Annotated in this window: 22 protein-coding genes and 1 rRNA gene; 12 read left to right on the forward strand and 11 right to left on the reverse strand. The window is 73.8% G+C overall.

Going from position 1 to position 25393, the window contains the following annotated elements:
- Positions 1-15: 15 nt before the first annotated feature.
- The 3 genes from treY to LWC35_RS30655 all read right to left on the reverse strand — a co-directional run bounded on the left by treY (position 16) and on the right by LWC35_RS30655 (position 5068).
- Positions 16-2370, reverse strand: a complete 2355-nt coding sequence (gene treY, locus LWC35_RS30645) for a malto-oligosyltrehalose synthase (protein ID WP_232873771.1) — start codon at positions 2368-2370, stop codon at positions 16-18.
- Positions 2370-4520: a glycogen debranching protein GlgX gene (glgX, locus tag LWC35_RS30650; protein ID WP_232873772.1), complete on the reverse strand. Its 2151-nt coding sequence runs from the start codon at positions 4518-4520 to the stop codon at positions 2370-2372. The genes treY and glgX overlap by 1 nt, the downstream gene beginning before the upstream one ends.
- A gap of 80 nt (positions 4521-4600) precedes the next feature.
- The gene (locus tag LWC35_RS30655) at positions 4601-5068 is read right to left on the reverse strand and encodes a PPOX class F420-dependent oxidoreductase (protein WP_232873773.1); all 468 of its coding nucleotides are present in this window, start codon (positions 5066-5068) and stop codon (positions 4601-4603) included.
- Positions 5069-5137: 69 nt separating this feature from the next.
- On the opposite strand from LWC35_RS30655, the gene LWC35_RS30660 reads away from it, so the two are divergent.
- The 5 genes from LWC35_RS30660 to LWC35_RS30680 all read left to right on the forward strand — a co-directional run bounded on the left by LWC35_RS30660 (position 5138) and on the right by LWC35_RS30680 (position 10070).
- Positions 5138-5575: an HIT family protein gene (locus tag LWC35_RS30660; RefSeq protein ID WP_232873774.1), complete on the forward strand. Its 438-nt coding sequence runs from the start codon at positions 5138-5140 to the stop codon at positions 5573-5575.
- Between the two features lie 3 nt (positions 5576-5578).
- Positions 5579-6199, forward strand: a complete 621-nt coding sequence (locus LWC35_RS30665) for a histidine phosphatase family protein (RefSeq protein WP_232873775.1) — start codon at positions 5579-5581, stop codon at positions 6197-6199.
- Positions 6200-6268: 69 nt separating this feature from the next.
- Positions 6269-8245, forward strand: a complete 1977-nt coding sequence (gene dxs / locus LWC35_RS30670) for a 1-deoxy-D-xylulose-5-phosphate synthase (protein ID WP_232873792.1) — start codon at positions 6269-6271, stop codon at positions 8243-8245.
- Complete coding sequence (locus tag LWC35_RS30675; protein WP_232873776.1) at positions 8245-8910, forward strand: response regulator transcription factor; 666 nt, start codon at positions 8245-8247, stop codon at positions 8908-8910. The genes dxs and LWC35_RS30675 overlap by 1 nt, the downstream gene beginning before the upstream one ends.
- A gap of 23 nt (positions 8911-8933) precedes the next feature.
- Positions 8934-10070, forward strand: coding sequence for a sensor histidine kinase (locus LWC35_RS30680; protein WP_232873777.1), 1137 nt, complete (start codon positions 8934-8936; stop codon positions 10068-10070).
- 14 nt (positions 10071-10084) lie between these two features.
- Here LWC35_RS30680 and LWC35_RS30685 read toward each other — a convergent pair whose 3' ends face one another.
- Positions 10085-11065 (reverse strand): glycosyltransferase family 2 protein, encoded by a 981-nt coding sequence (locus LWC35_RS30685; RefSeq protein ID WP_232873778.1) that lies wholly within the window; start codon positions 11063-11065, stop codon positions 10085-10087.
- Positions 11066-11222: 157 nt separating this feature from the next.
- On the opposite strand from LWC35_RS30685, the gene LWC35_RS30690 reads away from it, so the two are divergent.
- Entirely contained in the window at positions 11223-12116 is an 894-nt protein-coding gene (locus LWC35_RS30690) for an ATP-grasp fold amidoligase family protein (RefSeq protein WP_232873779.1), read from the forward strand.
- A 9-nt stretch (positions 12117-12125) separates the two neighbouring features.
- Here LWC35_RS30690 and LWC35_RS30695 read toward each other — a convergent pair whose 3' ends face one another.
- Together LWC35_RS30695 and LWC35_RS30700 are read right to left on the reverse strand one after the other, a co-directional pair.
- Positions 12126-13484: a lipopolysaccharide biosynthesis protein gene (locus LWC35_RS30695; protein WP_232873780.1), complete on the reverse strand. Its 1359-nt coding sequence runs from the start codon at positions 13482-13484 to the stop codon at positions 12126-12128.
- Positions 13481-14854 carry a UDP-glucose dehydrogenase family protein gene (locus LWC35_RS30700; RefSeq protein ID WP_232873781.1) on the reverse strand — a complete coding sequence of 458 codons (1374 nt, stop codon included), beginning with the start codon at positions 14852-14854 and terminating at the stop codon, positions 13481-13483. The genes LWC35_RS30695 and LWC35_RS30700 overlap by 4 nt, the downstream gene beginning before the upstream one ends.
- 242 nt (positions 14855-15096) lie before the next feature.
- Between LWC35_RS30700 and LWC35_RS30705 the strand changes: the two genes are divergently transcribed.
- Positions 15097-16323 (forward strand): FAD-dependent monooxygenase, encoded by a 1227-nt coding sequence (locus LWC35_RS30705; protein ID WP_232873782.1) that lies wholly within the window; start codon positions 15097-15099, stop codon positions 16321-16323.
- A gap of 50 nt (positions 16324-16373) precedes the next feature.
- Here the strand turns inward: LWC35_RS30705 and LWC35_RS30710 are convergent, their stop codons facing one another.
- The 3 genes from LWC35_RS30710 to LWC35_RS30720 all read right to left on the reverse strand — a co-directional run bounded on the left by LWC35_RS30710 (position 16374) and on the right by LWC35_RS30720 (position 19272).
- Positions 16374-17621: a ribonuclease D gene (locus tag LWC35_RS30710; RefSeq protein WP_232873783.1), complete on the reverse strand. Its 1248-nt coding sequence runs from the start codon at positions 17619-17621 to the stop codon at positions 16374-16376.
- Between the two features lie 94 nt (positions 17622-17715).
- On the reverse strand, positions 17716-18369 hold the full coding sequence (locus LWC35_RS30715; protein WP_156067259.1) for a response regulator: 654 nt from the start codon (positions 18367-18369) through the stop codon (positions 17716-17718).
- A gap of 306 nt (positions 18370-18675) precedes the next feature.
- Positions 18676-19272 (reverse strand): DUF3000 domain-containing protein, encoded by a 597-nt coding sequence (locus tag LWC35_RS30720; protein WP_232873784.1) that lies wholly within the window; start codon positions 19270-19272, stop codon positions 18676-18678.
- A 105-nt stretch (positions 19273-19377) separates the two neighbouring features.
- Between LWC35_RS30720 and hemE the strand changes: the two genes are divergently transcribed.
- The 3 genes from hemE to hemQ are packed head-to-tail and all read left to right on the forward strand — an operon-like array spanning position 19378 to position 22603.
- Positions 19378-20430, forward strand: a complete 1053-nt coding sequence (gene hemE / locus LWC35_RS30725) for a uroporphyrinogen decarboxylase (protein WP_232873785.1) — start codon at positions 19378-19380, stop codon at positions 20428-20430.
- Complete coding sequence (gene hemG / locus LWC35_RS30730) at positions 20430-21935, forward strand: protoporphyrinogen oxidase (protein ID WP_232873786.1); 1506 nt, start codon at positions 20430-20432, stop codon at positions 21933-21935. The genes hemE and hemG overlap by 1 nt, the downstream gene beginning before the upstream one ends.
- A complete protein-coding gene (hemQ, locus tag LWC35_RS30735; RefSeq protein ID WP_232873787.1) occupies positions 21908-22603 on the forward strand; it encodes a hydrogen peroxide-dependent heme synthase in 696 nt (231 codons plus the stop codon). The genes hemG and hemQ overlap by 28 nt, the downstream gene beginning before the upstream one ends.
- A gap of 87 nt (positions 22604-22690) precedes the next feature.
- Here hemQ and msrB read toward each other — a convergent pair whose 3' ends face one another.
- Positions 22691-23152 carry a peptide-methionine (R)-S-oxide reductase MsrB gene (msrB, locus tag LWC35_RS30740; protein WP_232873788.1) on the reverse strand — a complete coding sequence of 154 codons (462 nt, stop codon included), beginning with the start codon at positions 23150-23152 and terminating at the stop codon, positions 22691-22693.
- A gap of 73 nt (positions 23153-23225) precedes the next feature.
- Entirely contained in the window at positions 23226-23564 is a 339-nt protein-coding gene (locus LWC35_RS30745; protein WP_232873789.1) for a hypothetical protein, read from the reverse strand.
- Positions 23565-23744: 180 nt separating this feature from the next.
- On the opposite strand from LWC35_RS30745, the gene ligD reads away from it, so the two are divergent.
- Both ligD and LWC35_RS30755 read left to right on the forward strand, forming a co-directional pair.
- Entirely contained in the window at positions 23745-24761 is a 1017-nt protein-coding gene (gene ligD / locus LWC35_RS30750) for a non-homologous end-joining DNA ligase (protein ID WP_232873790.1), read from the forward strand.
- A 515-nt stretch (positions 24762-25276) separates the two neighbouring features.
- Positions 25277-25393, forward strand: a 16S ribosomal RNA gene (locus LWC35_RS30755); the annotation flags it as partial.

The raw sequence follows: 25393 nt of genomic DNA on the forward strand, positions 1-25393 counted from the left end.
CCGGCCGGGCCCGGGTCAGGCCGGGCGGACGAGCAGGGCGACGGGGTAGCGGGCGAGCAGCGTCGCCAGCCGCGGGGCGCTCCCGTCGACCGGGGTGTCGGTGATCATGTCGTGCCAGTCCGCGGCGCCGTCGGGCAGCGGGAGGACGGTGTCACCCCAGCCGCCCTTGGCCCCGAGCCCCACGGGCAGCCGGGTGGCGACGGCGACGAGCCTGGGGCTGCGCGTGAACGCCACCGCGTGCTCGGCCGCGTTCCCCTGCGCCGGCACGGCCCGATAGCCGTGGAACAGCTCGGGGCGGTACCGCCGCAGCCGCGCCGCCGTGGCGGTGACCAGCAGCTTCGCCGCGCCCTCGGTGGTCGTGTCGTCGATCCCGGGCAGCCAGCCCTCGTCGAGCCGCGCCAGCAGCCGCTGCCGTGCCGCGAAGTCGACCGGGCGCCGGTTGTCCGGGTCGACCAGGGAGTACTCGAACAGCTCGGTGCCCTGGTAGACGTCCGGCACACCCGGCCCGGCGAGCTGCAGGATCTTCTGGCCCAGCGAGTTCGACCAGCCGGGCGCGGAGATCCGCTCGACGAACGCGGTGATCTCGGCGACCAGCTCGGCGTCGCCCAGGACCTGCTCGGGCCAGGCCGCGACCGCCTCGTCGACCTCCGGGACGGGCTCGACGTGGCTGGTCGCGAGCTTGGCCTCCTTCGACGCCTTCCCGAGGTAGGCGGCGAGCCGGTCCGCAGGGATCGGCCAGGCGCCGACCACGCTCTGCCAGGCCAGCAGCTCCAGCGACCGCTCGGGCAGCGGGTGCCGCGCCGACCAGCGGCGGACCCGTTCGACCCACTCGCCGGGGATCTCGGCGAGCACGGCCAGCCGCGCCCGGACGTCCTCGGACCGCTTGGTGTCGTGCGTGGAGAGCGTGGTCATCGTGCGCGGCCAGCCCGACTCACGGGCGGACAGCGCGGCGTGGAAGCCCGCGGGGGACAGGCCGAAGCGGCCGGGGTCGCCGCCGACCTCGTTGAGCGCGACGAGCCGGTTGTACCGGTAGAAGGCGGTGTCCTCGACGCCCTTGGCCATCACCATCCCGGAGGTCTGCTGCACGCGCGTGGCGAGCAGGCCCTCCGGGTCGGCGAGCATCGCGGCGTGGATCGCCTCGAGGACCGGCGCCAGGTCCGGCCGGTTGGCCCGGGCCACCGCCACCGCGGTGTCGAGCGCCTCCCGACCCTCCGGCAGGTAGCTGCGGTAGACCGGGAACCCGCAGAGGAACTCGGCCACCGCGTCCCGGACCCGGTCGGCGGCCGGCCCCGGGTCCTCCTCGGTCGACGGCGCGGCCTCCGGCACCGGCACGAGTGCGGCGATCCGCCGCACCTCGGCCGCCAGGATCGTGTCGGCCACCTCGCGGCGGCCCCGGTGCTCGGCCGCGTGCGCCGAGACCTTGGCGCCGATGTGCTCGGCCGTGAACTGGGTGAGCAGCCCGGCCCCGGCGGGGTCGACGAACACGCCCTGGACGTCGGCCAGCGCCTCGTACCCCGAGGTCCCGTCGACCGGCCAGGAGACCGGCAGCTCCTCACCGAGGTGCAGGATCTTCTCCACCAGCAGCCAGCGGTCCGGGCCGATGGCCTCGCGCAGCCGGCGCACGTAGCCGCCGGGGTCGGAGAGCCCGTCCGGGTGGTCGACGCGCAGCCCGATGATCGTGGGGCCCTCGTCGAGCCACCGCAGGATCTCGCGGTGCGTGTCGGCGAAGACCTCGGGCAGCTCGACGCGCACCGCGGCCAGCGTGGAGACGTCGAAGAACCGCCGGTAGGTCAGCTCCGCCGCGCCCCGCTTCCAGGACACGAGCCGGTAGTGCTGCCGCTCGTGGATCTCGGCGACCGACCCGTGCTCGGTGCCCGCCGCCAGCGGGAAGGCGTGCTCGTAGTAGCGCAGCTCGCCGTCCTGGACCGACAGCTCCGACAGGGCCTTCGGCTCGTCGGCGTCGAGGATCGGCAGCAGCAGCGGGCCGGCCGCCCAGTCGATGTCGAAGTGGCCCGCCCAGCGCGAGCCCTGCCCGTGCCGCAGGACGTCCCACCACCACGGGTTGGCCTTCGGCACCTCGACGCCGACGTGGTTGGGCACCACGTCGAGCAGCATCGTCAGGTTCGCCTCGCGCAGCCGGGTCAGGAGGGCGCGCAACCCCTCCGGCCCGCCGCGCTCGGCGGAGATCCGGGTGGGGTCGACGACGTCGTACCCGTGGTTGGACCCGGCCCCGGACTCGAGCAGCGGCGACGCGTAGAGCGCCCCGATCCCGAGCCGCTCCAGGTAGTCGACCAGGCCCTGCGCGTCGGCGAAGGTCTGCTCCGCGGAGAACTGCAGCCGGTAGGTCGAGGAGGGGATCGGACGAGGCATCACACGGTCCGCTGGAGGACGAGGAGGGAACGCGCCGGCACGGTGTGCGTGGCGCCGGCCCGGGTCATCGGCGGCTCGGCCGCGATCACGCCCGGCGCCGTGGACAGGGTGATCACCTCGCCCGCCGCGGTGTCGACGACGATCGCCCACTCCTTGCCGTACTCGGCGGTGGGCAGCGTGACCTCGATGTCCTCCCAGTGCGCGTTGAACGCCAGCAGGAACGAGTCGTCCGTGACGCGCTCGCCGCGCGGGTCGAGGTCGGAGATGCCCTCGCCGTTGAGGAACGCGATCACGCACTTGCCGAAGCCGGAGTCCCAGTCGCCCTCGGTCATCTCGGTGCCGTCCGGGGTGAACCAGGCGATGTCGGCCAGCGAGTCCCGCCGGCGCGGCGCGATCGGCCTGCCCTGGAAGAAGCGGCGGCGCCGGAACACCGGGTGCGCGTGCCGCAGGGCCGCGACGCCGGCGGTGAACCCGACCAGCCCGGCGTTCTTGCCGGCCAGCGACCAGTCCACCCAGGAGATGTCGTTGTCCTGGCAGTAGACGTTGTTGTTGCCGCCCTGCGTGCGGCCGAGCTCGTCGCCGTGCAGCAGCATCGGCACGCCCTGGCTCAGCATCAGCGTGGTGAGGAAGTTGCGCTGCTGGCGGGCGCGCAGCTCCAGCACCCCCGGGTCGTCCGTGGGGCCCTCGACCCCGCAGTTCCAGGAGCGGTTGTGGCTCTCGCCGTCGTTGCCGCCCTCGCCGTTGGCGTCGTTGTGCTTGTCGTTGTACGACACCAGGTCGGCGAGGGTGAACCCGTCGTGCGCGGTGACGAAGTTGATCGACGCGTACGGCCGCCGCCCGTCCTCCTGGTAGAGGTCGCTCGAGCCGGTCAGCCGGGACGCGAACTCGCCCAGGGTGCCGGGCTCGCCGCGCCAGAAGTCCCGCACGGTGTCGCGGTACTTGCCGTTCCACTCCGTCCACAGCGGCGGGAAGTTGCCGACCTGGTACCCGCCGGGCCCGACGTCCCACGGCTCGGCGATCAGCTTGACCTGCGAGATCACCGGGTCCTGCTGCACCAGGTCGAAGAACACCGACAGCCGGTCGACGTCGTAGAACTCGCGGGCGAGGGTGGAGGCGAGGTCGAAGCGGAAGCCGTCGACGTGCATCTCGGTGACCCAGTAGCGCAGCGAGTCCATGATCAGCTGCAGGGTGTGCGGGTTGCGGACGTTGAGCGAGTTGCCCGTGCCCGTGTAGTCCATGTAGTACCGCGGGTCGTCCTCGACCAGCCGGTAGTAGGCGTGGTTGTCGATCCCGCGCAGGGACAGCGTCGGGCCCATGTCCGAGCCCTCGGCGGTGTGGTTGTAGACGACGTCGAGGATCACCTCGATGCCCGCCTCGTGCAGGTCGCGCACCATGGCCTTGAACTCGTGCACCTGGCTGCCGGGACGGCTGTTGCGCATGGTGTACGCGTGGTGCGGGGCGAGGAAGGCCAGCGTGTTGTAGCCCCAGTAGTTGGAGAGGCCCTTCTCCTGCAGGTGGTGGTCGTTGAGGAACTCGTGCACCGGCATGAGCTCCACGGCCGTGACCCCGAGCCGCTGCAGGTGCTCGATCATCACCGGGTGCGCCAGGCCGGCGTAGGTGCCGCGCAGCTCCTCCGGGATGTCCGGGTGCGCGATCGTGAGGCCGCGGACGTGCGCCTCGTAGATGACGGACTCGTGGTAGGGGATCTTCGGCGGCCGGTCCGAGCCCCAGTCGAAGTACGGGTTGACCACCACGGACTTGGGCACGAACGGTGCCGAGTCCCGGTCGTTGCGGGAGAGCGGGTCGCCGAAGTTGTAGCCGAAGACCGCCTCGTCCCACTTCACCGGGCCGTCGAGGGCCTTGGCGTAGGGGTCGACGAGCAGCTTCTTCGGGTTGCACCGCAGCCCCTGTGCCGGGTCGTACGGCCCGTGCACCCGGTAGCCGTAGCGCTGCCCGGGCTCGACGGTCGGCAGGTAGGCGTGCCACACGAAGCCGTCGACCTCGGTGAGCGCGACCCGGGTCTCCTTGCCGCGCGGGCTGAACAGGCAGAGCTCGACCTTCTCGGCGGCTTCGGAGAACAAGGCGAAGTTCGTCCCGGCCCCGTCGTAGCTCGCACCCAGCGGGTACGGGTTGCCCGGCCACGGACGCATGCGATCCCTACTTCCCGGCGGCTGCCCGCCGAACCGTCTCGATTACAGGAGGAACCCGGCAACGCTACCGGGGGCGGTGCTCAGGAGTCGGCGAGCCGCGCGGGGAAGCCGCCCGTGGCGACGGGGCTCCACCGGGTGGGTGTGATGCGGATCAACGCCTTGCCCTGGTCGCGCATCGCCTGCCGGTACCCGTCCCAGTCCGGGTGCTCGCCGGAGACCGCGCGGAAGTAGTCGACCAGCGGTTCGACCGCCTCCGGCAGGGTGATCAGTTCGGCGTCCCCGTCGACCTGGACCCACGGGCCGTCGAACTCGTCCGACAGGACGACCACGGAGGCGGTGCCGGTGCGGGCGACGTTGCGCGCCTTGGCCCGCTCCGGGTAGGTCGACACCACGACCCGGCCCTCCGCGTCGACCCCCGCGGTGACCGGGGATCCCTGGACCCCGCCGTCGGACCGGGTGGTGAGCAGGACGACCTTGTGCCGCGGCCGGAGGAACTCCAGGAGCTCCTCCTGCTCGACGGGCGTGTTCGTGGCGATCGTGCGGGGCATGGCCGGAACTCTAGGAGAGGGGACCGACGACCGCCCCCGGGACGACCGCGGACGGTAGGGTCCGCCGTGATGAGCACCGTCTTCACGAAGATCATCGACGGCGAGCTGCCCGGCCGGTTCGTCTGGTCGGACGAGCGCTGCGTCGGGTTCCTGTCGATCAACCCGCTCGGCCCGGGGCACACCCTGGTCGTACCGCGCGAGGAGGTCGACCACTGGGTCGACGCCGACCCGGACCTGATCGCGCACCTCACCGCCGTCTCGCACACGATCGCCAGGGCGGTCGAGGCGCTGTGGCAGCCCCCGCGCGTCGGCTTCCTGGTGGCCGGGTTCGAGGTCCCGCACCTGCACCTGCACGTGTTCCCCGCGTGGGACATGGCCGCGTTCGACTTCGCCAACGCGGCGAAGTCGGTCGACGACGCCGAGCAGGACGGGATCGCCGAGCGGCTGCGCACCGCCCTGCGCGAGGCCGGCCACGGCGAGCACGTGGCCACCAGCGGGAAGCGCTAGCCGATGCGGCTGGTCCTGGTCCGGCACGGGCTGCCGGACCGGGTCGACGGTGCGCCCGACCTGCCGGTCCGGGCGGACCCCGGCCTCACCGAGCTGGGCCTGCGGCAGGCCGAGCGGGTGGTCGACGCCCTGGCCGGCGAGCCGGTCGACGCGGTCTACGCGAGCACCATGACCCGCGCCCGGCAGACCGCCGAGCCGCTCGCCCGCGCCCGCGGCCTCGCGGTCCGCACCGTGCACGACCTGCGCGAGTACGACGCCGACCAGCAGCAGTACCTGCCGGTGCACCTGCTGGCCCGGGAGAACCCCGACCAGTGGCGGCGGATGGTCGAGGGCCACCTGCCCGAGCACGTCGACGTCCCGGCCTTCCGCGCGCGGGTCGTCACGGCGCTGGAGGAGATCGTCGCGGCGCACCCGGGCCGGGGGACCGCGGTGGTCTTCGCGCACGCCGGCGTGATCAACGTCTACCTCGGGCACCTGCTCGGGATCGAGCGGGCGCTGCCCTTCCCGCTCGACTACGCGGGCCTGACCAGGGTCGTCGCCCGTCGCGACGGGGTCCGCAGGCCGCGGACGGTCAACGAGCTCGCGCACGTCGCCGACCTGCTGGAGCCCGCCGCCCGCGCGTGATCGTGGCGTCACGGTCCGGTGTCGCCGGGCCCGGCGCTGGCCACCGCTCGTAGAGTGACGGGCGTGAGCGTGCAGCCATCCTCCGTTCTGTCGTCGATCAGGGGCCCGGCGGACCTCAAGCGGCTCGGCCCCGACGCGCTGGCCGGGCTGGCGTCGGAGATCCGGGACTTCCTGGTCAGCGCGGTGTCCCGGACCGGCGGGCACCTCGGCCCGAACCTCGGCGTGATCGAGCTGACGATCGCGCTGCACCGGGTGTTCGACTCCCCGCGGGACACCCTGATCTGGGACACCGGGCACCAGGCGTACGTCCACAAGCTGCTCACCGGCCGCCAGGACGGCTGGGACCGGCTGAAGAAGACGGGCGGGCTCTCCGGCTACCCGAGCCGCTCCGAGAGCGTGCACGACCACGTGGAGTCCAGCCACGCGTCGTCGTCGCTGTCCTGGGCGGACGGGCTGGCCAGGGCCTACTCGCTCACCGGCCAGCAGCGGCACGTCGTGGCCGTGATCGGCGACGGGGCGCTGACCGGCGGCATGGCCTGGGAGGCGCTGAACAACATCGCCGCGGCCAGGGACCGCAACGTCGTCGTCGTGGTCAACGACAACGGCCGCTCCTACGCGCCCACCATCGGCGGGCTGGCCGACCGGCTCGCCACGCTCCGCCTGCAGCCGGGCTACGAGAAGCTGCTCGAGGCGGGCAAGCACACGCTGCGCGGCACCCCGGTCGTCGGGCCGGCCGTCTACGCCGGGCTGCACGCGCTCAAGGCCGGGCTCAAGGACGCGATCAGCCCCCAGGAGCTGTTCGCCGACCTCGGGCTCAAGTACTTCGGCCCGGTCGACGGGCACGACGTGGCCGCCATGGAGTCCGCGCTGCGCCGGGCCCGGCACTTCGGCGGCCCGGTCGTGGTGCACGCCGTGACCCGCAAGGGCAACGGCTACGCCCCGGCCGAGAACGACGAGGCCGAGCAGATGCACAGCCCGTCGGCGTTCGACCCGCAGACCGGCCTGCCGACCGGCCCGAAGACCACCGGCTGGACCAGCGTGTTCGCCGAGGAGCTCGTCCGCCTCGGCGCCGAGCGGCCCGATCTCGTCGCGATCACCGCGGCGATGCTCGGCCCGACCGGGCTGGCGAAGTTCGGCAAGGAGTTCCCGGAGCGCTGCGTCGACGTCGGGATCGCCGAGCAGCACGCGCTCACCTCGGCCGCCGGCCTCGCACGCGGCGGGATGCACCCGGTGGTCGCGGTCTACTCGACCTTCCTCAACCGCGCCTTCGACCAGCTGATGATGGACGTGGCGCTGCACCGGGAGGCCGTCACGCTCGTGCTCGACCGGGCGGGCGTGACCGGCAACGACGGGCCCTCGCACAACGGCATGTGGGACCTGTCGATCCTCGGCGTCGTCCCGGGCATCCGGGTCGCCGCCCCGCGCGACGCCGCGACGCTCCGGGAGGAGCTGGGCGAGGCCGTCGCCGTGGCGGACGGGCCCACCGCGCTGCGGTTCCCCAAGGGCCCGGTCATCGAGTCGGTCCCGGCGGTGCGCCGGGCCGGCACCGTCGACGTCCTGCGCGAGGACCGGACCAACGGCACCGCCCCGGCCGTGCTGATGGTGTGCGTGGGCGCGTTCGGGGAGCTGGGCGTGGAGGCCGCCGAGCGGCTGGCCCGGCAGGGCGTGTCCGTCACGGTCGTCGACCCGCGGTGGGTGCTGCCGGTGCCCCCGGAGCTGGTGGAGATGGCGCGGGCTCACCAGCTCGTCGTGACCGTGGCCGACGCCGGCCGGCACGGCGGGTTCGGCTCCGCCCTGGCCGACGCGCTGCGCACCGCCGAGGTCGACGTCCCGCAGCGCGACGTGGCCCTGCCGCAGGAGTTCCTCGAGCACGGGGCCCGGTCGGACGTCCTGACCGCCGTGGGGCTCACCGCGCAGGACGTCGCCCGCCGGGTGACCGAGTGGGCGGTGAAGGTGCCGGGCTGCCTGCCCGCCGGGCCGGTGGTGGAGTCCGCCGGCGCGGGCGTGCCGGAGCCCGGCGAGGTGTCGGGCGAGCAGGCGGGCTGATGCGCATCCTGGTCGTCGAGGACGAGGCCCCGCTGGCCGAGGCCGTCGCGCGCGGCCTGCGGCGCGAGGGCATGGCGGTCGACGTCGCGCTCGACGGCGACACCGGGCACGAGAAGTCCTCGATCACCCGCTACGACGTGGTCGTGCTGGACCGGGACCTGCCCGGGATGCCCGGCGACGACCTGTGCGCGGCCATCGTGGGCGGGGGCGGCACCACCCGTGTCCTCATGCTCACCGCCAGCGGAACGCTCGAGGACAAGGTCGACGGCCTGTCCCGCGGCGCGGACGACTACCTCGCCAAGCCCTTCGACTTCCCGGAGCTGGTGGCCCGGGTGCGGGCGCTCGGCCGCCGGTCCGCCCCCGCGGTCCCGCCGGTGCTGGTGGCGGGGGACGTGGCCCTGGACCCCGCCCGGCGCACGGTGACCCGCGCGGCCTCGCCGGTCGAGCTGACCCGCAAGGAGTTCGGGGTCCTCGAGGTGCTGATGGGTGCGGGCGGCGCGGTCGTGTCCAGCGAGGAGCTGCTCGAGCGGGTCTGGGACGAGAACGCCGACCCCTTCACCACCACGGTCCGGGTCACGGTCATGACCCTGCGCAAGAAGCTCGGTGAGCCGGGCGTGATCGAGACCGTGGTCGGCGCCGGGTACCGGGTGCCCTCCGCCGGCTGACGGGCGGCCGGAGGGGAGGGCGGGTGCGCACGCGGCTCACGCTGCGCTGGCAGCTCACGCTCCTCGGCACCGGCCTGGTCGCGCTGGTCAGCGCCCTGCTGCTGTGGCTGGGCTGGCTGCTCGTGGGCGGCGTCGCCGCGTCCGTGCCGTCCTTGCCGCCGGGCACCCCGGTCCGTGTCGGTTCCGTCGAGGTCCCGGCCGAGCAGGTCACGAACGCCGTCCGGGACGCGGCCCGCGGGCAGGTGCTCCACGCGGGCCTGATCGCCTTCCCGCTGGTCGTGCTGGCCGCGGGGCTGACGTCGTGGGTGCTGGTCGGGCGGGTGCTCGCGCCGCTGCACCAGGTCACCTCGACCGCCCGGCGGTTCTCGGCGGAGGACCTCGACGCCCGCCTGGACCTGCGCGCGGCCCGGGGTGAGGTGGCCGAGCTCGCCACGACCTTCGACGCGATGCTCGACCGGCTGCAGGGCGCCTTCGAGGTGCAGCGCCGCTTCGTCGCCAACGCCAGCCACGAGCTGCGCACCCCGCTCTCCGTGCTGCGCACCGAGGTCGACGTGACGCTGGCCGACCCCGCAGCCGACGTCGCCGAGCTGCGGCGGATGGGCGAGGTGGTCCGCGACGCCACCCGCCGCGCGGACGACCTCGTGTCCGGGCTGCTGCTGCTGGCCCGCACCGAGGCGCTGGGGGAGATCGCCGAACCGGCGCGGCGCCCGGTGGACCTGCGCGACGCCGGGGCGCACGCCGTGCGGGTCACGGCGACCGAGGCGGCGCGCCGCGGGCTGCACGTGCGGACCACCGGCGGCCCGGCGCCGGTCTCGGGCGATCCCGCGCTGCTCGAGCGGGTGGCGGGCAACCTCGTGGAGAACGCCGTGCGGCACAACGTCGACGGCGGCTGGGTGGAGGTGTGCACCGCGCCGCTCGACGACGGGGCCGAGCTGCGGGTCTCCTCCAGCGGGCCGGAGATCGACCCGGGCCGGGTGGGGGAGCTGTTCGAGCCGTTCCGCCGGGGCCCGGTGCCGCGCACCGGCGGGACCGCCGGGTCCGGGCTGGGGCTGTCGATCGTGCGCGCCGTGGTGGCGGCGCACGGGGGCGCGGTGCGGGCCGAGCCCGTGCCGGGCGGCGGCCTGACCGTGGTGGTCCGGCTGCCCGTTCGGCCGGCCTGAGTCCGGCGGGCCGGTCAGCCGACCGACTGCACGACCTTGGAGATGCCGCCGTAGATGCTCGCGCGGGCGCTGTCGCGGGCGGCGCGCATCTTCACGCGGCCGGCCGGCCCGGCGCCGTGCCAGCCCAGGAGCGACTGGCCCCAGCGGCTGCGGGCGAGCCGGGCGGGACCCGCGGCGATGGCCTGCTTGGCCCAGCGCTCGGCGATCTCGTCGTGCCCGTCCCGGTAGGCGAACACCGCAGGCTGCACGTAGGCCAGGCCGGGGTGCAGCCGGGTCATCATCGGCGCGTACTCGGTGAGCATCTTGTCCAGCGCCTCGTACCGCGCGGTGCGGTTGGAGCTGATGCTGCCGGTGCGCATGAGCCGCATGTCGACCAGGTAGCGGCGGATGCCGTAGAAGAGCGGGGTCGACGACCAGGCCCCGATCCGCAGCCACATCTCCAGGTCGACGGCGCTGGCGATGCTGGTGTCGAACACGCCGACCTCGTCGAAGCAGCTGCGGCGCACCAGCAGCGAGCTGCCGTTGTGCGTCGGGTTGTTCTCGGCGAGGAACCGGTCCATGTCGCAGGCGCCGGCGGGCTGCCAGCGCGGGCCGACGACCCGGCCGCTCTCCAGCATGACGCGGGTGTGGCAGAACGTCGCGCCGATCGGGCCCGGGGCGGTGTTCAGGGTGTGCAGCTGGCGGCGGAGGAACTCCGGGTGCCAGCGGTCGTCGCCGTCGAGGAAGGCCACGAACGGCGCCGTGGTCTCGGCGATGCCGAGGTTGCGGGCGGCGCCGGAGCCCGCGTTGGTGGTCGAGATGAGCCGGATCCGGGCGTCGAGGGCCGCCCGCTCGCGGACGACGTCCGCCGTGTCGTCCGTGGAGCCGTCGTCCACGACGACGTATTCGAAGCGGCCCTCGCTCTGCCGCCTCACCGAGTCGATGGCCTCCCCGATCCACCGTCCGACGTTGTACGCCGGCGTGATCACCGAGACCACCGCTGCATTCTTCGGCACGAATCGGACCTTAGCAATGGTGCCGGGTGGTCGCTCCCGCGGCCCCATTCACTCTTTCGGTCCGTGTGCAGCAGAGTGATTACGGGTGGTCCGTCACGCTTTGTGTTTCCCGGACGTGACGGCGGGGCGTCCACCGCGCTCCGCTATCGTCTCGCAGATGACGTTCGATGCGCGGGTTCTCCTCGCCCGCCGGCTGCGTTTCCTCCCCGACCGGCCCTTCGCCATCGCCAAGCACGCCCTCTTCCAGGGCGAACTGACCACGCTGCGCAACCCCGTGACGTGGTCGCAGCTGCTCGCCGCGAAGAACCTGCGCGAGCAGGACCCGGTGGTCCGGCAGACCTCGGACAAATACGCGGTGCGCGAGTACGTCGCGGAGAAGGTAGGTGAGGATTACCTGATTCCGCTGTACCAGGTCGTCGACAATGCGGCCGACCTCGACTTCGACGCGATCCCCGGTCCGTGCGTGATCAAGGGGACGCACGGTTGCGACATGACCGTGCTGGTCCCGGACCTGGCCGCGGTCGACCGGGCGGCCATCCGCGAGACGGTCCGGCGCTGGCTGGCCACCGACTTCTACAAGGCGGGCTGGAAGGAGTCGCCCTACCGCGGGCTGAAGCCGCGCGCGGTCGTCGAACGGTTCATCGGCACCCCGACCGGTGCCGCGCCCACCGACTACAAGTTCTTCATGTTCAGCGGCGTCCCCGGCATGGTCGTGGTCGACCAGGACCGCTTCACCGGGCACACCTCGACGATGCTGACGCCCGAGTGGCAGCAATACGACATCAGCGGCCGGTTCGCTTTCGCCGACGAGCTCCCGGAGCGGCCGGCGAACTACGCCGAGATGCTCGAGGTCGCCAAGGCGCTGAGTGCCGAATTCGCATTCGCCCGGATCGATCTCTACAACGTCGAGGGCAAGATCTATTTCGGGGAGATCACCCACAACCCGGGCGGCGGGCTGGTGCGCCTGCAGCCGCGGGAATTCGACCGTGCGCTCGGGGACATGTGGCGCCACGGCACCCCGGTCCCCGAGCGGTTCGTCGCGAAGGCCTGAGCACTCGGCTCAGGACCGGACGGTGTCCGGCAGGCTGCGCGCGGTCCGCTGCCCGCGCAGCCACCGGAGCACCACCGGGGTCACGGCGAGGGCGAGCGCGATCTCGATCGCGAGCGTCGCCCAGCCCACCGCGTCGAGCCCGAGCGGGCCGTGGAGCACGGCAACGCCGGCGATGAGCAGCGCCGACTGCACGAGCTGGATCCAGGCGAGCGGTGCCGTGCGGTTCTCCAGACGCGACATGGTCATGTACAGCGACACCACCACGCGCGGGAACACCGAGACCATCAGCAGCTGCAGCAGGACCGTGGCGTTCTCGCGGTACTGGGTGCCGTAGAGCTGCAGCAGCCAGGGAGCGGCCAGCGCGATCACCACCGAGGCGGGGAGCACGGTGAGCGCGATGCGGCGCAGCACGGCCCGGGCGTAGCGGTGCGCGTGCACGGGGTCCCGGGCCGCCTCGGCGACCAGCGACGACGTGATGCCCATCGTCAGCAAATTCATCGCCGTGAACACCGTCTGCGCCGGCAGGAAGTAGGCACCCTCCTCGGGCCCCATCAGCCCGACGATGAGGACCGGCAGAAAGGTCGACGACATCTGGTTGAAGACCTGGCCGGCGTAGTCGCCCGCCATGTACCGGGCGAGCGTGCGACGGCCCACCGGTTCCTGGTCGGCGCGGGTGGCCGCGACGTGCCGGGGCAGCAGCCGCCGGAAGAGCAGCAGCGTGACCGGGACGATCAAGGCGACCACGGGCAGCGTCCACGAGGTGAACACGCCGTCGCTCACCGCGGTCTGTGCCACGACGACGAGCAGGACCAGCTTCACGATCCCGTAGAGCCCGTTCTCCAGCGGGATCCACAGCGACTCGCGCAGCCCGGTCAACGCCGCGTCCTGCAGGTTGAACAGCGACCAGATGACGACCGAGGCGACGAACCACAGCCCGAACGACCAGCTCATGTGGAGCGGGTCGCCCTCCGGGCGGAACAGGTGGCAGTACACCGCCACCCCGCCCGCACCGAGGATCCCCAGCCCGGACGACAGCACGTAGGACAGCAGGATCAGCCGCGCCGACGCCGTGCCGGCCCTGGGCAGGAACCTGATCAGCGCCTGCCCGAAGTTCAGCTGGGTCAGCACCGACACCAGCAGCATCAGCGAGGTCAGCGCGTTGCCGCGGCCGACCTCGGAGTCCGGGTAGGTGCGGGCCGCGACGACCCAGTACAGCAGCCCGAAGGCGGAGTTCACCGCCGTGTTGAGCATCAGGGCGTAGGTGTTGCGGTACAGCGGGACGGCGAGCTCCCGGCGGATCCCGTGGATCCGGCCGCGGAGCCCCGTCGGCGTTCTCGGGGCCGGTTTCGTGGTGGCCGGCCGGGTCACCGGCGGCCCAGGCGGGCGTTCGGGCTCTCCCGCGCCTGCCGGCCGATGCCGGACCACGCGAAGCCCGCACGGCGCACCACGGCCGGGTCGAGCAGGTTGCGGGTGTCGACGACGGTCCGCCCGGCTACCGCCTCGGCCAGTCGGGTCCAGTCCAGCGACCGGAACTCGGGCCACTCGGTCAGCACCACGACCGCCTCCGCGCCCGCGGCGGCCTCGTACGGGTCGTCGACGAGGGTGAGCATGCGGGGGTCGAGGGCGCCGGCCGCGGCCGAGCCCACCGGGACGCCCGGGTCGTAGGCGACGAGCTCGGCGCCGGCCTGCCGCAGCAGCGCGGCCACGCCGAGGGCGGGGGAGTCCCGCAGGTCGTCCGTGCCCGCCTTGAAGGTGAGCCCGAACAGCGCCAGCCGGGTCTTGGTCAGCGGCCCGCCGCGGCGGCCGGTGACGGCCACCCGGACCTTGTCGACCATCCGCTGGAACTGCCGGGTGTTCGTGTCGATGCTCGCCCGCAGCAGCCGGAACTCGAAGTCCACCGAGTCGGCGACCTGGAGCAGGGCATGGGTGTCCTTGGGCAGGCAGGAGCCGCCCCAGCCCGGGCCCGGCGAGAGGAAGGCCTGGCCGATCCGGCGGTCGTAGCCCATGCCCTCGGTCACGTCGGCGACGTCGGCGTCGACCCGCTCGCACAGCTCCGCCAGCGCGTTGACGTAGGAGAGCTTCATGGCGAGGAAGCAGTTCGCCGCGTACTTGATCATCTCGGCGCTGGCCGCGTCCGTGAGCACGGTGGGCGCGCCGAGGCGGGCGTAGAGCGCCGCGACGCGCTCGGCGGCGTCCTGCGACGAGTTCGAGCCGACCACGATGCGGTCCGGGTGCAGGAAGTCGTGCACCGCGGAGCCCTCGCGGAGGAACTCGGGGTTGCTGGCGACCTCGACGTCGTCCCGCGCGAGCAGCTCGCTCGTCCGGTCGGCGGTGCCCACCGGCACGGTCGACTTGTTGACGACCACGCAGCCCGGCGGCATGGCCTCCCGGACCTCCTCGACGACGGCCTCGACCGCCGCCAGGTCCGCCACCCCGCCGACGCCCATCGGCGTGGGGACGCACAGGAACATGACCTCGACCGGGCGGCCCTCGGACTCCAGCTCCTTGAGGGCCTCGGCCGCACCGACGACGAACGAGAGCCGGCCCGCGGCCAGGCCCTCGGCGACGAGCTCCGCCAGCCCGGGCTCGCGGATCGCGATCTCCCCGCGCGAGAGGGCCTCGACCTTGCGCTCGTCGATGTCGGCGCACACCACGCGGTGGCCGAGCGAGGCGAGGCAGGCTCCGGTGGTCAGGCCGACGTATCCGGTGCCGACCACGGCGACCGTTCGTGCGAACAAGCTGGCTCCCCCTGAGGTGTGTCCGACGGCGACACTGTGTCCAACGACCAGGAGGCCGCGGGCGACACGATCGACCGTAGCCCAGCCTCCTCGTCGCGGAACGCACAGGTCCGACCCGCCCCCGCCCGTCGAGGAGGTCCCGCGCAATCGTCCGAACGAGTGCCTTGCTAGGTTCGCGCCCCGGACGCCGGGCGTTAACCCGCGACGTGTTGGACTCCGGTGGACGAGGGGGAGGGCACGGAATGAAGGTGCTGTGCGTCGGCGGGGGTCCCGCCGGCCTGTACTCGGCGATCCTGGCCAAGCTGGCCGATCCGTCCGCCGAGGTCGAGGTGCTGGAGCGCAACGCGCCCGGCGCGACCCACGGCTGGGGCATCACGTTCGGCGAGGACCTGCTCGACGACCTCTACCGGCACGACGCCGAGAGCGGCCGCGCCATCCGGGACGCGGCGATCCTGTGGGGCGACCAGGTCGTCCGGATCGGCGGGCGGCCGCCCGTGCACATCGGCGGCAAGTACGGCTTCTCGATGGGCCGCGCCGCGCTGCTGGAGATCCTCGCTGCACGCGCCACGGAGCTCGGCGTCACGATCCGGTGGGAGACCGAGCTGCCCGAGGACCGGGTGGCCGACCTCGGCTCCGAGGCCCACGTCGTGATCGCCGCGGACGGCGCGGGCAGCCGGGTGCGCGCGGCGCACGACTTCGGCACCTCGGTGACCACCGGCCGCAACCGGTACATCTGGCTCGGCACCTCGCGCTACCTCGAGCGGTTCACCTTCGCCTTCGAGCGCACGGACGCGGGCTGGCTGTGGTTCTACGCCTACCCGTCGACGGGCGGGACCAGCACCTGCATCGTCGAGTGCTCCCCCGAGACGTGGACCGGGCTCGGCCTGGACACCGCCGACGTCGACGAGGGGCTCGCGCGCGTCGCGGAGATCTTCGCCGAACCGCTCGGCGGCGAGCCGCTGGTGCGCCCGCCGGGCCGGGTCGGCAGCTCCGGCACGGCCGCGCCCTGGCTGACCTTCCGGCACCTGCGCAACGCCACCTGGCGCCGCGACAACGTGGTGCTGATGGGCGACGCCGCGCACACCACGCACTTCGGCATCGGCTCGGGCACCGTGCTCGCGGTCCAGGACGCGGTCCGGCTCGCCGAGTCCCTGAAGCTCTTCGCCGACGACCTGCCGGGCGCGCTCGCCGGCTACGACGCGCTGCGCCGTGCCGAGGTCGGCCGGGTGCAGGAGCAGGCCCTGCGCAACATGCACTGGTTCGAGGAGGTCGGTCGGTACCTGGACACCCAGGACCCGGTCCGCTTCGCCTACACGCTCCTCGACCGCCGCGGCGACCACCCCGAGGCGTGGCGCTACCAGCTGCACAAGGCCACCCAGGTCGACGGGCTGCGCAAGGTCCGCAAGGGGGTCACGACGGTCCGCCGCACGGTCCGCGCCGTGAAGCGGGGCGAGCGGGTGGGGCTGTAGGACCAGGAGGACCGAGCGGCCCGGGAGCCACCGGGAGGCCCGGGAGGCTCCTAGGGTTCCTGCCGGGGGGAGAGCGCCTTCTCGAGCATCGGCGCGGTCAGCGCGATCTGCCAGTTCCGCGCGCCGCCCCGTTCGAGGAAGGCGGGGATGTCGCCGTCGTCGGGCGGGGCCCAGCACAGCCGGCGCAGCAGGTCCGGCTGCAGCAGGTTCTCCACCGGTACCGACCAGCGCTCCGACAGGTCCGCCAGCCCGCTGCGGGCGGCGGAGAGCCGGGCCGCGGCGGCCGGGTCGCGGTCGGCCCACCGGGAGACCGGGGGCGGCCCGTCGGTCGCCGCGGCGGGCCGGGGCAGCTCGCCGTCGGGCAGGGTCTGTGCGGATCGCAGGGCCGCGAACCAGTACGACTCGAGCCGGCGCTGCGCCCGCCCGCGGAAGACGGGCAGCTGCGAGAGCGCCTTCGGGCTGGTGGGGGAGACGACGGCCGCCTCGACGATCGCCGAGTCCGGCAGCACCCGGCCGGGCGCGACGTCCCGCTCGGCGGCCAGCCGGTCCCGGGCCTCCCACAACGCCCGCACGGCGGCGAGGGCCCGCGGCTTGCGCACCTTGTGGATCCCGGAGGTGCGCCGCCACGGGTCGGCCCGCGGCGGTGGCGGCCCGGCGGTGCGGACCGCCTCGAACTCCTCCAGCGCCCACTCGAGCTTGCCCTGCTCCTCCAGCAGCGCGGCGAGGGCGTCCCGGAGCTCGACGAGCACCTCGACGTCGAGCGCGGCGTAGACCAGCCAGTCCTCGGGCAGCGGGCGGCGGGACCAGTCCGCGGCCCCGTGGCCTTTCTCCAGGGTCAGCCCGAGCATCCGCTCGGTGAGCGGGCCCAGGCCGACCCGGGGCAACCCGGCCAGCCGGCCGGCGAGCTCGGTGTCGAACAGTCGCGCCGGGCGCAGCCCCGCCTCGGCGAGGCAGGGCAGGTCCTGCGAGGCCGCGTGGAGCACCCACTCGGGCCCGTCCAGGGCCGGCGCGAGGCCGGTCAGGTCACCGCCGAGCGGGATGGGGTCGACGAGGGCGGTGCCGGAGCCCGCCCGGCGCAGCTGCACGAGATAGGCGCGCTGCGAGTACCGGAAACCGGACGCCCGCTCCGCGTCGACGGCGATCGGGCCGCTGCCGGCCGCCAGCGCGGCGGCGGCATCGGCGAGCGCCGCCGCATCCCGCACGACCTCGGGGAGCCCGTCGGCGGGGCGCAGCAGGGGGACGGGGGTGTTCCCCTCGGCGTCACCGTCCGAGACGGGACCCGAGGTGCCCCCGGGCACGGCGGAGGGGCCGGCCGCCGCATCGTCGCGCGACGCCGACCCGCCCCCCGAGCCGTGCGGAGTCAACGGTCGACTCCGCGAGCTTCGTCTCCGATCAGCGGATGACCCCGGCTCTCATCGCCAGCGCGACCATCTGGGCCCGGTCCCCGGTGCCGAGCTTGCGCCCGATCCGCGAGAGGTGGCTCTTCACGGTCAGCGCGGACAGGCTCAGCGCCTCACCGATCTCCTTGTTCGACTGCCCGTCCGCCACCAGCTGGAGCACCTCGACCTCGCGGGCCGACAGCTCCCGCGGGGTGTTGTCGGTGCCCGGCACGCGGGTGCCCGTGGCCAGCAGCGGCGCCACGGTCGGGTCGGCGTAGACCCCGCCGTCGAGCACCCGCTTGACCCCGTCGGTGACGACGGCGGGCGAGGCGGACTTCAGCAGGTACGCCTGGGCCCCGGCCTGGAAGGCCGAGCGGACGGCGTACGGGTCGTCCGAGGAGGCCAGCACCACCAGCCGGTTCCACCCGAGCTGGCGGAGCTCGGTGACGAGGTCGAGGCCGCTGCCGTCCGGCAGGCCGAGGTCGAGGATCGCGAGGTCGCACGGCCCGTTGGCCTGCGCCCGCGCACGTGCCTCGGCGACCGAGGCCGCCTCGTGCACCGTGCCGGCGCCCATGGACCGCAGGCGGGCCGCGATGGCCTCCCGCAGCAGCGGGTGGTCGTCGACCACCAGCACGGTGAACTGCTCTTCCCGCGGATGGGGAACCATCGCGGGCTGGAGCACGGCACCAGGAGTGCCGCGCAAGGGTGTGCCCTGGCCTACTACGGCCACGTCACTACCTCCCTGGAGTCGGTCGTTGCCCCCCGACCAACACCGGGACCCCGGTGGGACGGAGAGTTGCGCCCGACCGCCCGAGGAGGTGTCGTGGAGGAACTGTAGCCCCCCAAGCGGTCTAACGTCGTGTATCCGATCGAACTTCTCCGGGTGAAAGTTACAGCGTTGTCGGCCGTGATGCGCCCAATCAGGTGATCAACGCTCCGTACCCGGGCCGTGACCAGCACCTTCGCCCCCGATTCACACACTTCGCCGCGCAAGCGTCCGAACTCCCACCGGCGGAAGTCCCGCTGCGGTGGCCACCAGTGTGCAGAACGCCTCCGCGTGTGCCGCAAGGTCCCCATCGGGTTCGAGCGGCGTCCAGGAGGCCCGCAGCTCCACGTCGTCGTCCCGCTTGGGGCCGGCGATGTCGCCGAAGCGCACCGAGGAGGTCTGCGTCACCGTCCCGCCGAGCGCGGTGTGTCGGCCGCCGAGGTCGGCGAGCGACTCGGTCAGCCAGGACCAGGCGACGACGGGGAGCATCTCGTCGCCCAGCTGCTCGCGCTCCAGCCGCGCCTGCACGAAACAGACGAGCCGGAACTCGCCCTCCCAGGCGTCCTGGCCGGCCGGGTCGTGCAGCAGGATGAGCCGCCCGGACGTGTCGGGCTCGTCCAGGTCGTCCGTGCCGTCGCCGCGGTGGACGATGTCGGCCTCGACGCTCGTCGCCCAGGCGTACGGGGCCAGCCGCGGCGGCGCCTCGAGGGAGCGGACCACCAGCTCGGGCCGGGGTCGGACGGCCGCGAGGGACTCGACCGCGCGGCGGAACAGCGGCGGTGGCGGGGCGGCGGGATCGGGCACGGGGCGGGACTGTAGGTCGGCGGCGGGACCGGCGGAAACAGGCGCGCCGCGCTCCGATCGGGTCGATCTGCGTCCGCCCAGGTGGGCGTGGGACGATGGGGCGTGATGAACCCGCTCACCACCGCGCCCACCCGGCGGTCGCTGCCCGGTTCCGCGTTCCTCGCCGCGGCGCGCGGCGAGCGGCCGGAGCGGCTGCCCGTCTGGTTCATGCGCCAGGCCGGGCGCTCGTTGCCGGAGTACCGGGCGCTGCGCGCGGACACGGGGATGCTGCAGGCCTGCCTGACCCCGGACCTCACCTGCGAGATCACGATGCAGCCGGTCCGCCGGCACGGGGTGGACGCGGCGATCCTGTTCTCCGACATCGTCGTGCCGCTGTACGCGGCCGGGATCGCGGTCGACATCGTGCCCGGCACCGGGCCCGTCGTCGCGTACCCGGTGCGCACCGCCGCGGACGTCGCCGGGCTGCCCACGCTGCACCCCGGCCAGGTCGAGCCGGTCACCGACGCGGTGGGCCTGCTCCTGCGCGAGCTGGGGGAGACCCCGCTGATCGGCTTCGCCGGCGCCCCCTTCACGCTCGCGTCGTACCTCGTGGAGGGCGGGCCGAGCCGCAACCACGAGCGCACCAAGGCGCTGATGCGTTCCGCGCCCGAGGTGTGGCACGCGCTGATGGCGCACCTCGCCGAGATCACCGCCACCTTCCTCGAGGCGCAGATCGCCGCGGGGGTCGACGCCGTGCAGCTGTTCGACTCCTGGGCGGGCGCGCTGTCCGAGCGGGACTACCGGCGCTACGTGCTGCCGCACTCGGCGGCCGTGCTCTCCCGGGTCGCGGGGGCCGGGATCCCGCGCTTCCACTTCGGCGTCGGCACGGCGGAGCTGCTCGGCGCGATGACCGAGGCGGGCGCCGACGTGATCGGCGTCGACTGGCGCACCCCGCTCGACGTCGCCGCCCGCCGCGCCGGCGGCCGGGTGCCGGTGCAGGGCAACCTCGACCCCGCGGTGCTGTTCGCCGACTTCGCCTCCGTCGCGGAGGAGGTCCGGCGGATCGCCGCCGAGGGCGCCCGCGCGCCCGGGCACGTGTTCAACCTGGGCCACGGGGTGCTTCCGGGCACCGACCCGGAGATGATCACGCGCGCCGTCGAGCTGGTCCACTCGCTCTGATGGCCCCCGCGGTCCCTCCGTCGATCGCCGTCGTCGGGGCCGGGATCTCGGGGCTCGCCGCGGCCCACCGGCTGCGCGTCCTGCTCGGTCCCGCGGCCCGGATCGTGGTGGTCGAGCGGGCGGACCGGGTCGGCGGGGTACTGCGGACCGTGGACCTCGCGGGGCGCCCCTTCGACGTCGGCGCAGAGGCCTTCCTCGCCCGGCGCCCCGAGGTGCCGGCGCTGCTGGCCGAGCTGGGCCTCGAGAACGAGATCGTCCACCCCACCGGCGCCCGTCCCACCATCCGGGCGGGCGGCGGCACGGCCGCGATGCCGGGCGGCACGCTCATGGGTGTCCCGACGGCCGGGGCGCAGCTGGCCGGCGTGCTCTCCGAGGCCGGGCTGGCCGCGGCCGCCGCCGAGCCGCACCGTCCGCTGCGGTGGGAGCCGGGCCAGGACGCCGCCCTCGGGGTCCTGCTGCGGGAGCGGTTCGGTCCCGAGGTCCCGGCCCGGCTGACCGACCCGCTGCTCGGCGGGGTCTACGCCGGCCGGGTCGACGCGCTCGGCCTGCGCGCCACCGTCCCGGCACTCGCCGCCGCGCTCGATGCCGGTGCCCCCTCGCTCACCGAGGCCGCCACGCGGGCGGCCCCGCCGCCGGCGCCCCCGGCCGCGGGCGGGTCGGACGGGTCGGGCGGCCCCCGGGTGTCCGGCCAGGCGGCCGGGCCCGTGTTCGGCGCCGTCCGCGGGGGCTACGGCCTCCTGCTCGGCGCCCTGTGTGCCGCCTCGGGCGCCGAGCTGCGGCTGGGCACCACCGTCCGCGGGCTGGAGCGCCGCGGCCGCGGCTGGCGGCTCGTGCTCGGCCCCACGACCGCCCCCGAGGCCCTCGACGTCGACGCGGTGGTCCTCGCCGTCCCGGCCCCGGCGGTGCACCGGCTGCTCGCCGGCCCCGTCCCGGCCGCGGCGGGCGCGGCCGGGGGGATCGAGCTCGCGTCGTCCGTCGTGATCGCCTTCGCGTTCCACGGCATCCCGGGGCCGGAGACCTCCGGGATCCTGGTGGCGGCGGACGAGCCGCTGGCGATCAAGGCCGCCACGCACTCGTCGGCCAAGTGGGCGCACGTCTCGCCCGACGGCCTGGTCCGGCTCCGGGTCTCGCTCGGCCGCTACGGCGAGGCCGCCGCGCTCCAGGTCGACGACGCCGAACTCGTCGCCCGCGCCCGGGCGGACCTCGCGACGCTGCACGGCATCACGGCGGAGCCGCTCGCGGTGCACGTCCAACGCTGGGGCGGCGGGCTGCCGCAGTACGCGCCGGGGCACCTGGACCGGGTCGCCGCGCTCGAGGCCGCCGTGGCCGCCGTGCCGGGCCTCGAGGTCGTCGGCGCGGCGCTGCACGGGGTCGGCGTGGCGGCCTGCGTCGGCACCGCCCGCGCGGCCGCGGAACGCCTGGCCGCCGTGACGGGGACCGCGGCCGGGAGCGCCGCGCCGCGTGGCAGCATGGAGCCATGGCCCGCCTCGACTACACCGAGCTGAACGCGACGATCCGCTACACCATGTGGTCGGTCTTCCGGGTGGAACCCGGGAAGCTGGGCGACGACCGCACTTCCGCGGCCACCCAGGCCGCCGAGTTCGTCGAGGCCCTCGAGGGCAAGGGTGTCGTGGTGCGTGGGGTCTACGACCTCGCCGGCCTGCGGGCCGACGCCGACTACATGATCTGGTGGCACGCGGACACCGTCGAGGCCCTGCAGGCGGCCTACGCCGACCTCCGCCGCGAGACCTCGCTGGGGCGCGCCTCGGTCCCGGTCTGGAGCCAGACCGCGCTGCACCGCCCGGCCGAGTTCAACAAGAGCCACATCCCGGCCTTCCTCGCGGGCGAGGACCCGAAGCGCTACGTCTGCGTGTACCCGTTCGTCCGCAGCTACGAGTGGTACCTGCTGCCCGACGACGAGCGCCGGAAGATGCTCGCCGACCACGGCAAGGAGGCCCGGGACTACCCGGACGTCCGCGCCAACACCGTGCCCGCCTTCGCCCTGGGCGACTACGAGTGGATCCTCGCCTTCGAGGCCGACGAGCTGCACCGGATCGTCGACCTGATGCGTCACCTGCGTGCCACCGAGGCCCGCCGGCACGTCCGGGTCGAGATCCCCTTCTACACCGGCCCGCGCGTGCAGGTCGGCGACCTGGTCACCAGCCTGCCCTGAGCACGCGCCCGAGAACGGCGGAGGCCCCGCACCTCGAGGGCGCGAGGCCTCCGGGTGTCCGTGCGGCGTGCGTCGGCCCCGGGGCGCCTACTCGGCGGGCTCCAGGGTCATCGAGATCGAGTTGATGCAGTAGCGCAGGTCCGTGGGCGTGGGGTACCCCTCGCCCTCGAACACGTGGCCCAGGTGGCTGTGGCAGGCCGCGCACAGCACCTCGACCCGGCGCATGCCGAGCGAGTTGTCCACCCGCTCGATCACCGCCGCGTCCTCCGGCTTGAAGAACGACGGCCACCCGCAGTGCGACTCGAACTTGGTCTCGCTGCGGAACAGCTCGGCGCCGCAGGCGCGGCAGTGGTACGTGCCGACGGTCTTGGTGTCGGTGTACTCGCCCACGAAGGGCCGCTCGGTGCCCGCCTGCCGCAGGACCTGGTACTCCGCGGGGCTGAGCTCGGCCCGCCACTCCTCGTCGGACTTCACGACGGTCGGAGCCGGCTCCTCGACAGCCCTCTCCGCCGCCTCCCGCGATCCGGACTCCTTGCTGAACAGACCCATGGCGTCACGCTAACCCTTCCCGGCACGGGGTGCCGCACCGTCCAACGCGCGCCGGGCCCGGGATGTTTCAGGGCTACCACCAGGTGCCGAGGACGAAGACCAGCGCGTTGCCGACCACCCACAGCACACCCGCCAGCAGCAGCACCACGACGAGGACCGCCGCCCAGTACCGACCGCCCTGCGCCCGGTTCGCCGAGTCGGCGAAGTCCCGCACCCCGTCCAGGTAGCCCTCGACCGTGAACGACGGCCGGTCGCGCTGCATCCGGTCCAGGTGCTGGGCGAAGGCCCGCGCCTCGGGGTCCGCCGGGTCGAGCCCGACCAGCTCGTCGTCGAACCGGCGCGTCCACGGGCGCGCGGCGTCGGCGTCGGAGTCGGAGTCGGAGTCGGAGTGGCGCGGCTCCGGCGAGGTCATGGTGCGAGGGTAGCGCCGGGAGACCGCTCGTCGTCCCGATCTCCGCTCGCCGCGGCCCTGCCCCACGCCGAGCGGATCGTGGGGGAGGGCAGTCGCACTTCGCCGTCGCCGCGGGTCCGGCGCCGGTGGCGGGCGGCGCGATCCGGGATTTCGTCGGCCGGCACCGGTAGGTTGCGCGCCATGGCGTCGAAGGCGGTCGAGCTGGTGCCGGTCCCGGGTCCGGAGGGCACCCGCGAGGTGCGCCTGACCAGCCCGGACAAAGTGATCTTCCCGGCGCTCGGGATCACCAAGCGCGAGGTGATGGAGTACTACGTCGCCGTCTCCGGGCCGATGATCGAGGTCCTCCGGGACCGGCCGACCAACCTCAAGCGCTATCCCGACGGGGTGGAGGGCGAGCCGTTCTTCGCCAAGCGGCTGCCGAAGGGGGCGCCGGACTGGGTACGCACCGCCCGGGTCACGTTCCCGAGCGGGCGCACCGCGGACACGTTCGCCCCCTCGGAACCGGCCGCGATCGCCTGGGCCGCGAACATGGGCACCCTCGACTTCCACCCCTGGCCGGTCCGGGCGCCGGACACCGACCATCCCGACGAGCTGCGCATCGACCTCGACCCCCAGCCGGGCACGAGCTTCGCCGACGCGGTGGCCGTCGCCGCCGTCGTGCGCGAGGTGCTCGCCGAGGCCGGCCTGACGGGGTGGCCCAAGACGTCGGGCGGGCGGGGCGTCCACGTGGCGGCGCCCATCCGCCCCGAGTGGGACTTCATCCAGGTCCGCCGCGCGGTCATCTCGATCGCCCGCCGGGTCGCCGACCGGATCCCGGACAAGGCGACGGTGGCGTGGTGGAAGGAGGAGCGCGGCGAACGGGTGTTCCTCGACTTCAACCAGGCGGCCCGGGACCGGACCATCGCGTCGGCCTGGTCGGTGCGCGGCCTGCCCGGGGCCACGGTCTCGATGCCGCTCGCGTGGGAGTCGCTGCCGGACGTCGCACCCGAGGACTTCACCCTGCGCACGGTCCCGGGGCTGCTCGCCGAGCACGGCGACCCGCATGCGGACATGCACCGCCAGCCGGGGAGCTGCGAGCAGGCCCTCGAGTGGTACGAGCAGGACGGGTTGGGGGAGATGCCGTACCCGCCGGAGTATCCGAAGATGCCCGACGAGCCGATGCGGGTGCAGCCGTCGCGGGCGCGGCGACCGGGATGAGCGGGCGTTCCGGCTGGTCAGCACCCTCGTGCACCCTCCTGCACCCTCGTCCACACGGGATCGAAGGGATCGCCGCCAGTCTGTCGCCGAAAGTGTGAGCGCCGTCATGAAGGACGAAATCTGCCGTTAACTTGGCCCAAGGCCCTGGTCGCGGGCCGCTGACCTGCGCATTCGAGTCGGATCCTTGGTGGGGACCCCCGTTTTGCCCTCGCCGATCCGGGCGTGTAACTTTCTCTTCGTCAGCGAGACGCCGGACAGAACGAGCCCCTGAGGTTCGGCCAACAGGCCCGCTGGCCGCCCCCCGAGCCGGACCCCCTGGATCCTTGTGGATTCGTGTGGGTGTACGGTGGGGAAAGCCCCGGAAGTTCACCGTTGGGTGAGCCATGGTGTGCGGGTGTCTTTTGAGAACTCAACAGTGTGTCGAGCTTTTGTGTTCTGGTGGTTTTTGTGCCAGTTCATGTTTGGTCTGCTGCCGGGTCCCGTCCCGGTGGGTGGGCTGTTTTGAGAGCCAGTTTTTGTTGGAGAGTTTGATCCTGGCTCAGGACGAACGCTGGCGGCGTGCTTAACACATGCAAGTCGAGCGGTAAGGCCCTTCGGGGTACACGAGCGGCGAACGGGTGAGTAACACGTGG

It is taken from the genome of Pseudonocardia kujensis, from assembly GCF_021283305.1.
GTDB lineage: Bacteria > Actinomycetota > Actinomycetes > Mycobacteriales > Pseudonocardiaceae > Pseudonocardia > Pseudonocardia kujensis.

Excerpts from the sequence above, each read along its gene's own strand:
- glgX (WP_232873772.1), bottom strand. The coding sequence starts at position 4,520 with ATGCGTCCGTGGCCGGGCAACCCGTACCCGCTGGGTGCGAGCTACGAC.
- LWC35_RS30665 (WP_232873775.1), top strand. The coding sequence starts at position 5,579 with ATGCGGCTGGTCCTGGTCCGGCACGGGCTGCCGGACCGGGTCGACGGT.
- LWC35_RS30660 (WP_232873774.1), top strand. The coding sequence starts at position 5,138 with ATGAGCACCGTCTTCACGAAGATCATCGACGGCGAGCTGCCCGGCCGG.
- ligD (WP_232873790.1), top strand. The coding sequence starts at position 23,745 with ATGGCGTCGAAGGCGGTCGAGCTGGTGCCGGTCCCGGGTCCGGAGGGC.
- treY (WP_232873771.1), bottom strand. The coding sequence starts at position 2,370 with ATGCCTCGTCCGATCCCCTCCTCGACCTACCGGCTGCAGTTCTCCGCG.
- LWC35_RS30675 (WP_232873776.1), top strand. The coding sequence starts at position 8,245 with ATGCGCATCCTGGTCGTCGAGGACGAGGCCCCGCTGGCCGAGGCCGTC.
- LWC35_RS30690 (WP_232873779.1), top strand. The coding sequence starts at position 11,223 with ATGACGTTCGATGCGCGGGTTCTCCTCGCCCGCCGGCTGCGTTTCCTC.
- LWC35_RS30715 (WP_156067259.1), bottom strand. The coding sequence starts at position 18,369 with ATGGTTCCCCATCCGCGGGAAGAGCAGTTCACCGTGCTGGTGGTCGAC.
- LWC35_RS30745 (WP_232873789.1), bottom strand. The coding sequence starts at position 23,564 with ATGACCTCGCCGGAGCCGCGCCACTCCGACTCCGACTCCGACTCCGAC.
- hemQ (WP_232873787.1), top strand. The coding sequence starts at position 21,908 with ATGGCCCGCCTCGACTACACCGAGCTGAACGCGACGATCCGCTACACC.
- hemG (WP_232873786.1), top strand. The coding sequence starts at position 20,430 with ATGGCCCCCGCGGTCCCTCCGTCGATCGCCGTCGTCGGGGCCGGGATC.
- msrB (WP_232873788.1), bottom strand. The coding sequence starts at position 23,152 with ATGGGTCTGTTCAGCAAGGAGTCCGGATCGCGGGAGGCGGCGGAGAGG.
- LWC35_RS30705 (WP_232873782.1), top strand. The coding sequence starts at position 15,097 with ATGAAGGTGCTGTGCGTCGGCGGGGGTCCCGCCGGCCTGTACTCGGCG.
- LWC35_RS30655 (WP_232873773.1), bottom strand. The coding sequence starts at position 5,068 with ATGCCCCGCACGATCGCCACGAACACGCCCGTCGAGCAGGAGGAGCTC.
- hemE (WP_232873785.1), top strand. The coding sequence starts at position 19,378 with ATGAACCCGCTCACCACCGCGCCCACCCGGCGGTCGCTGCCCGGTTCC.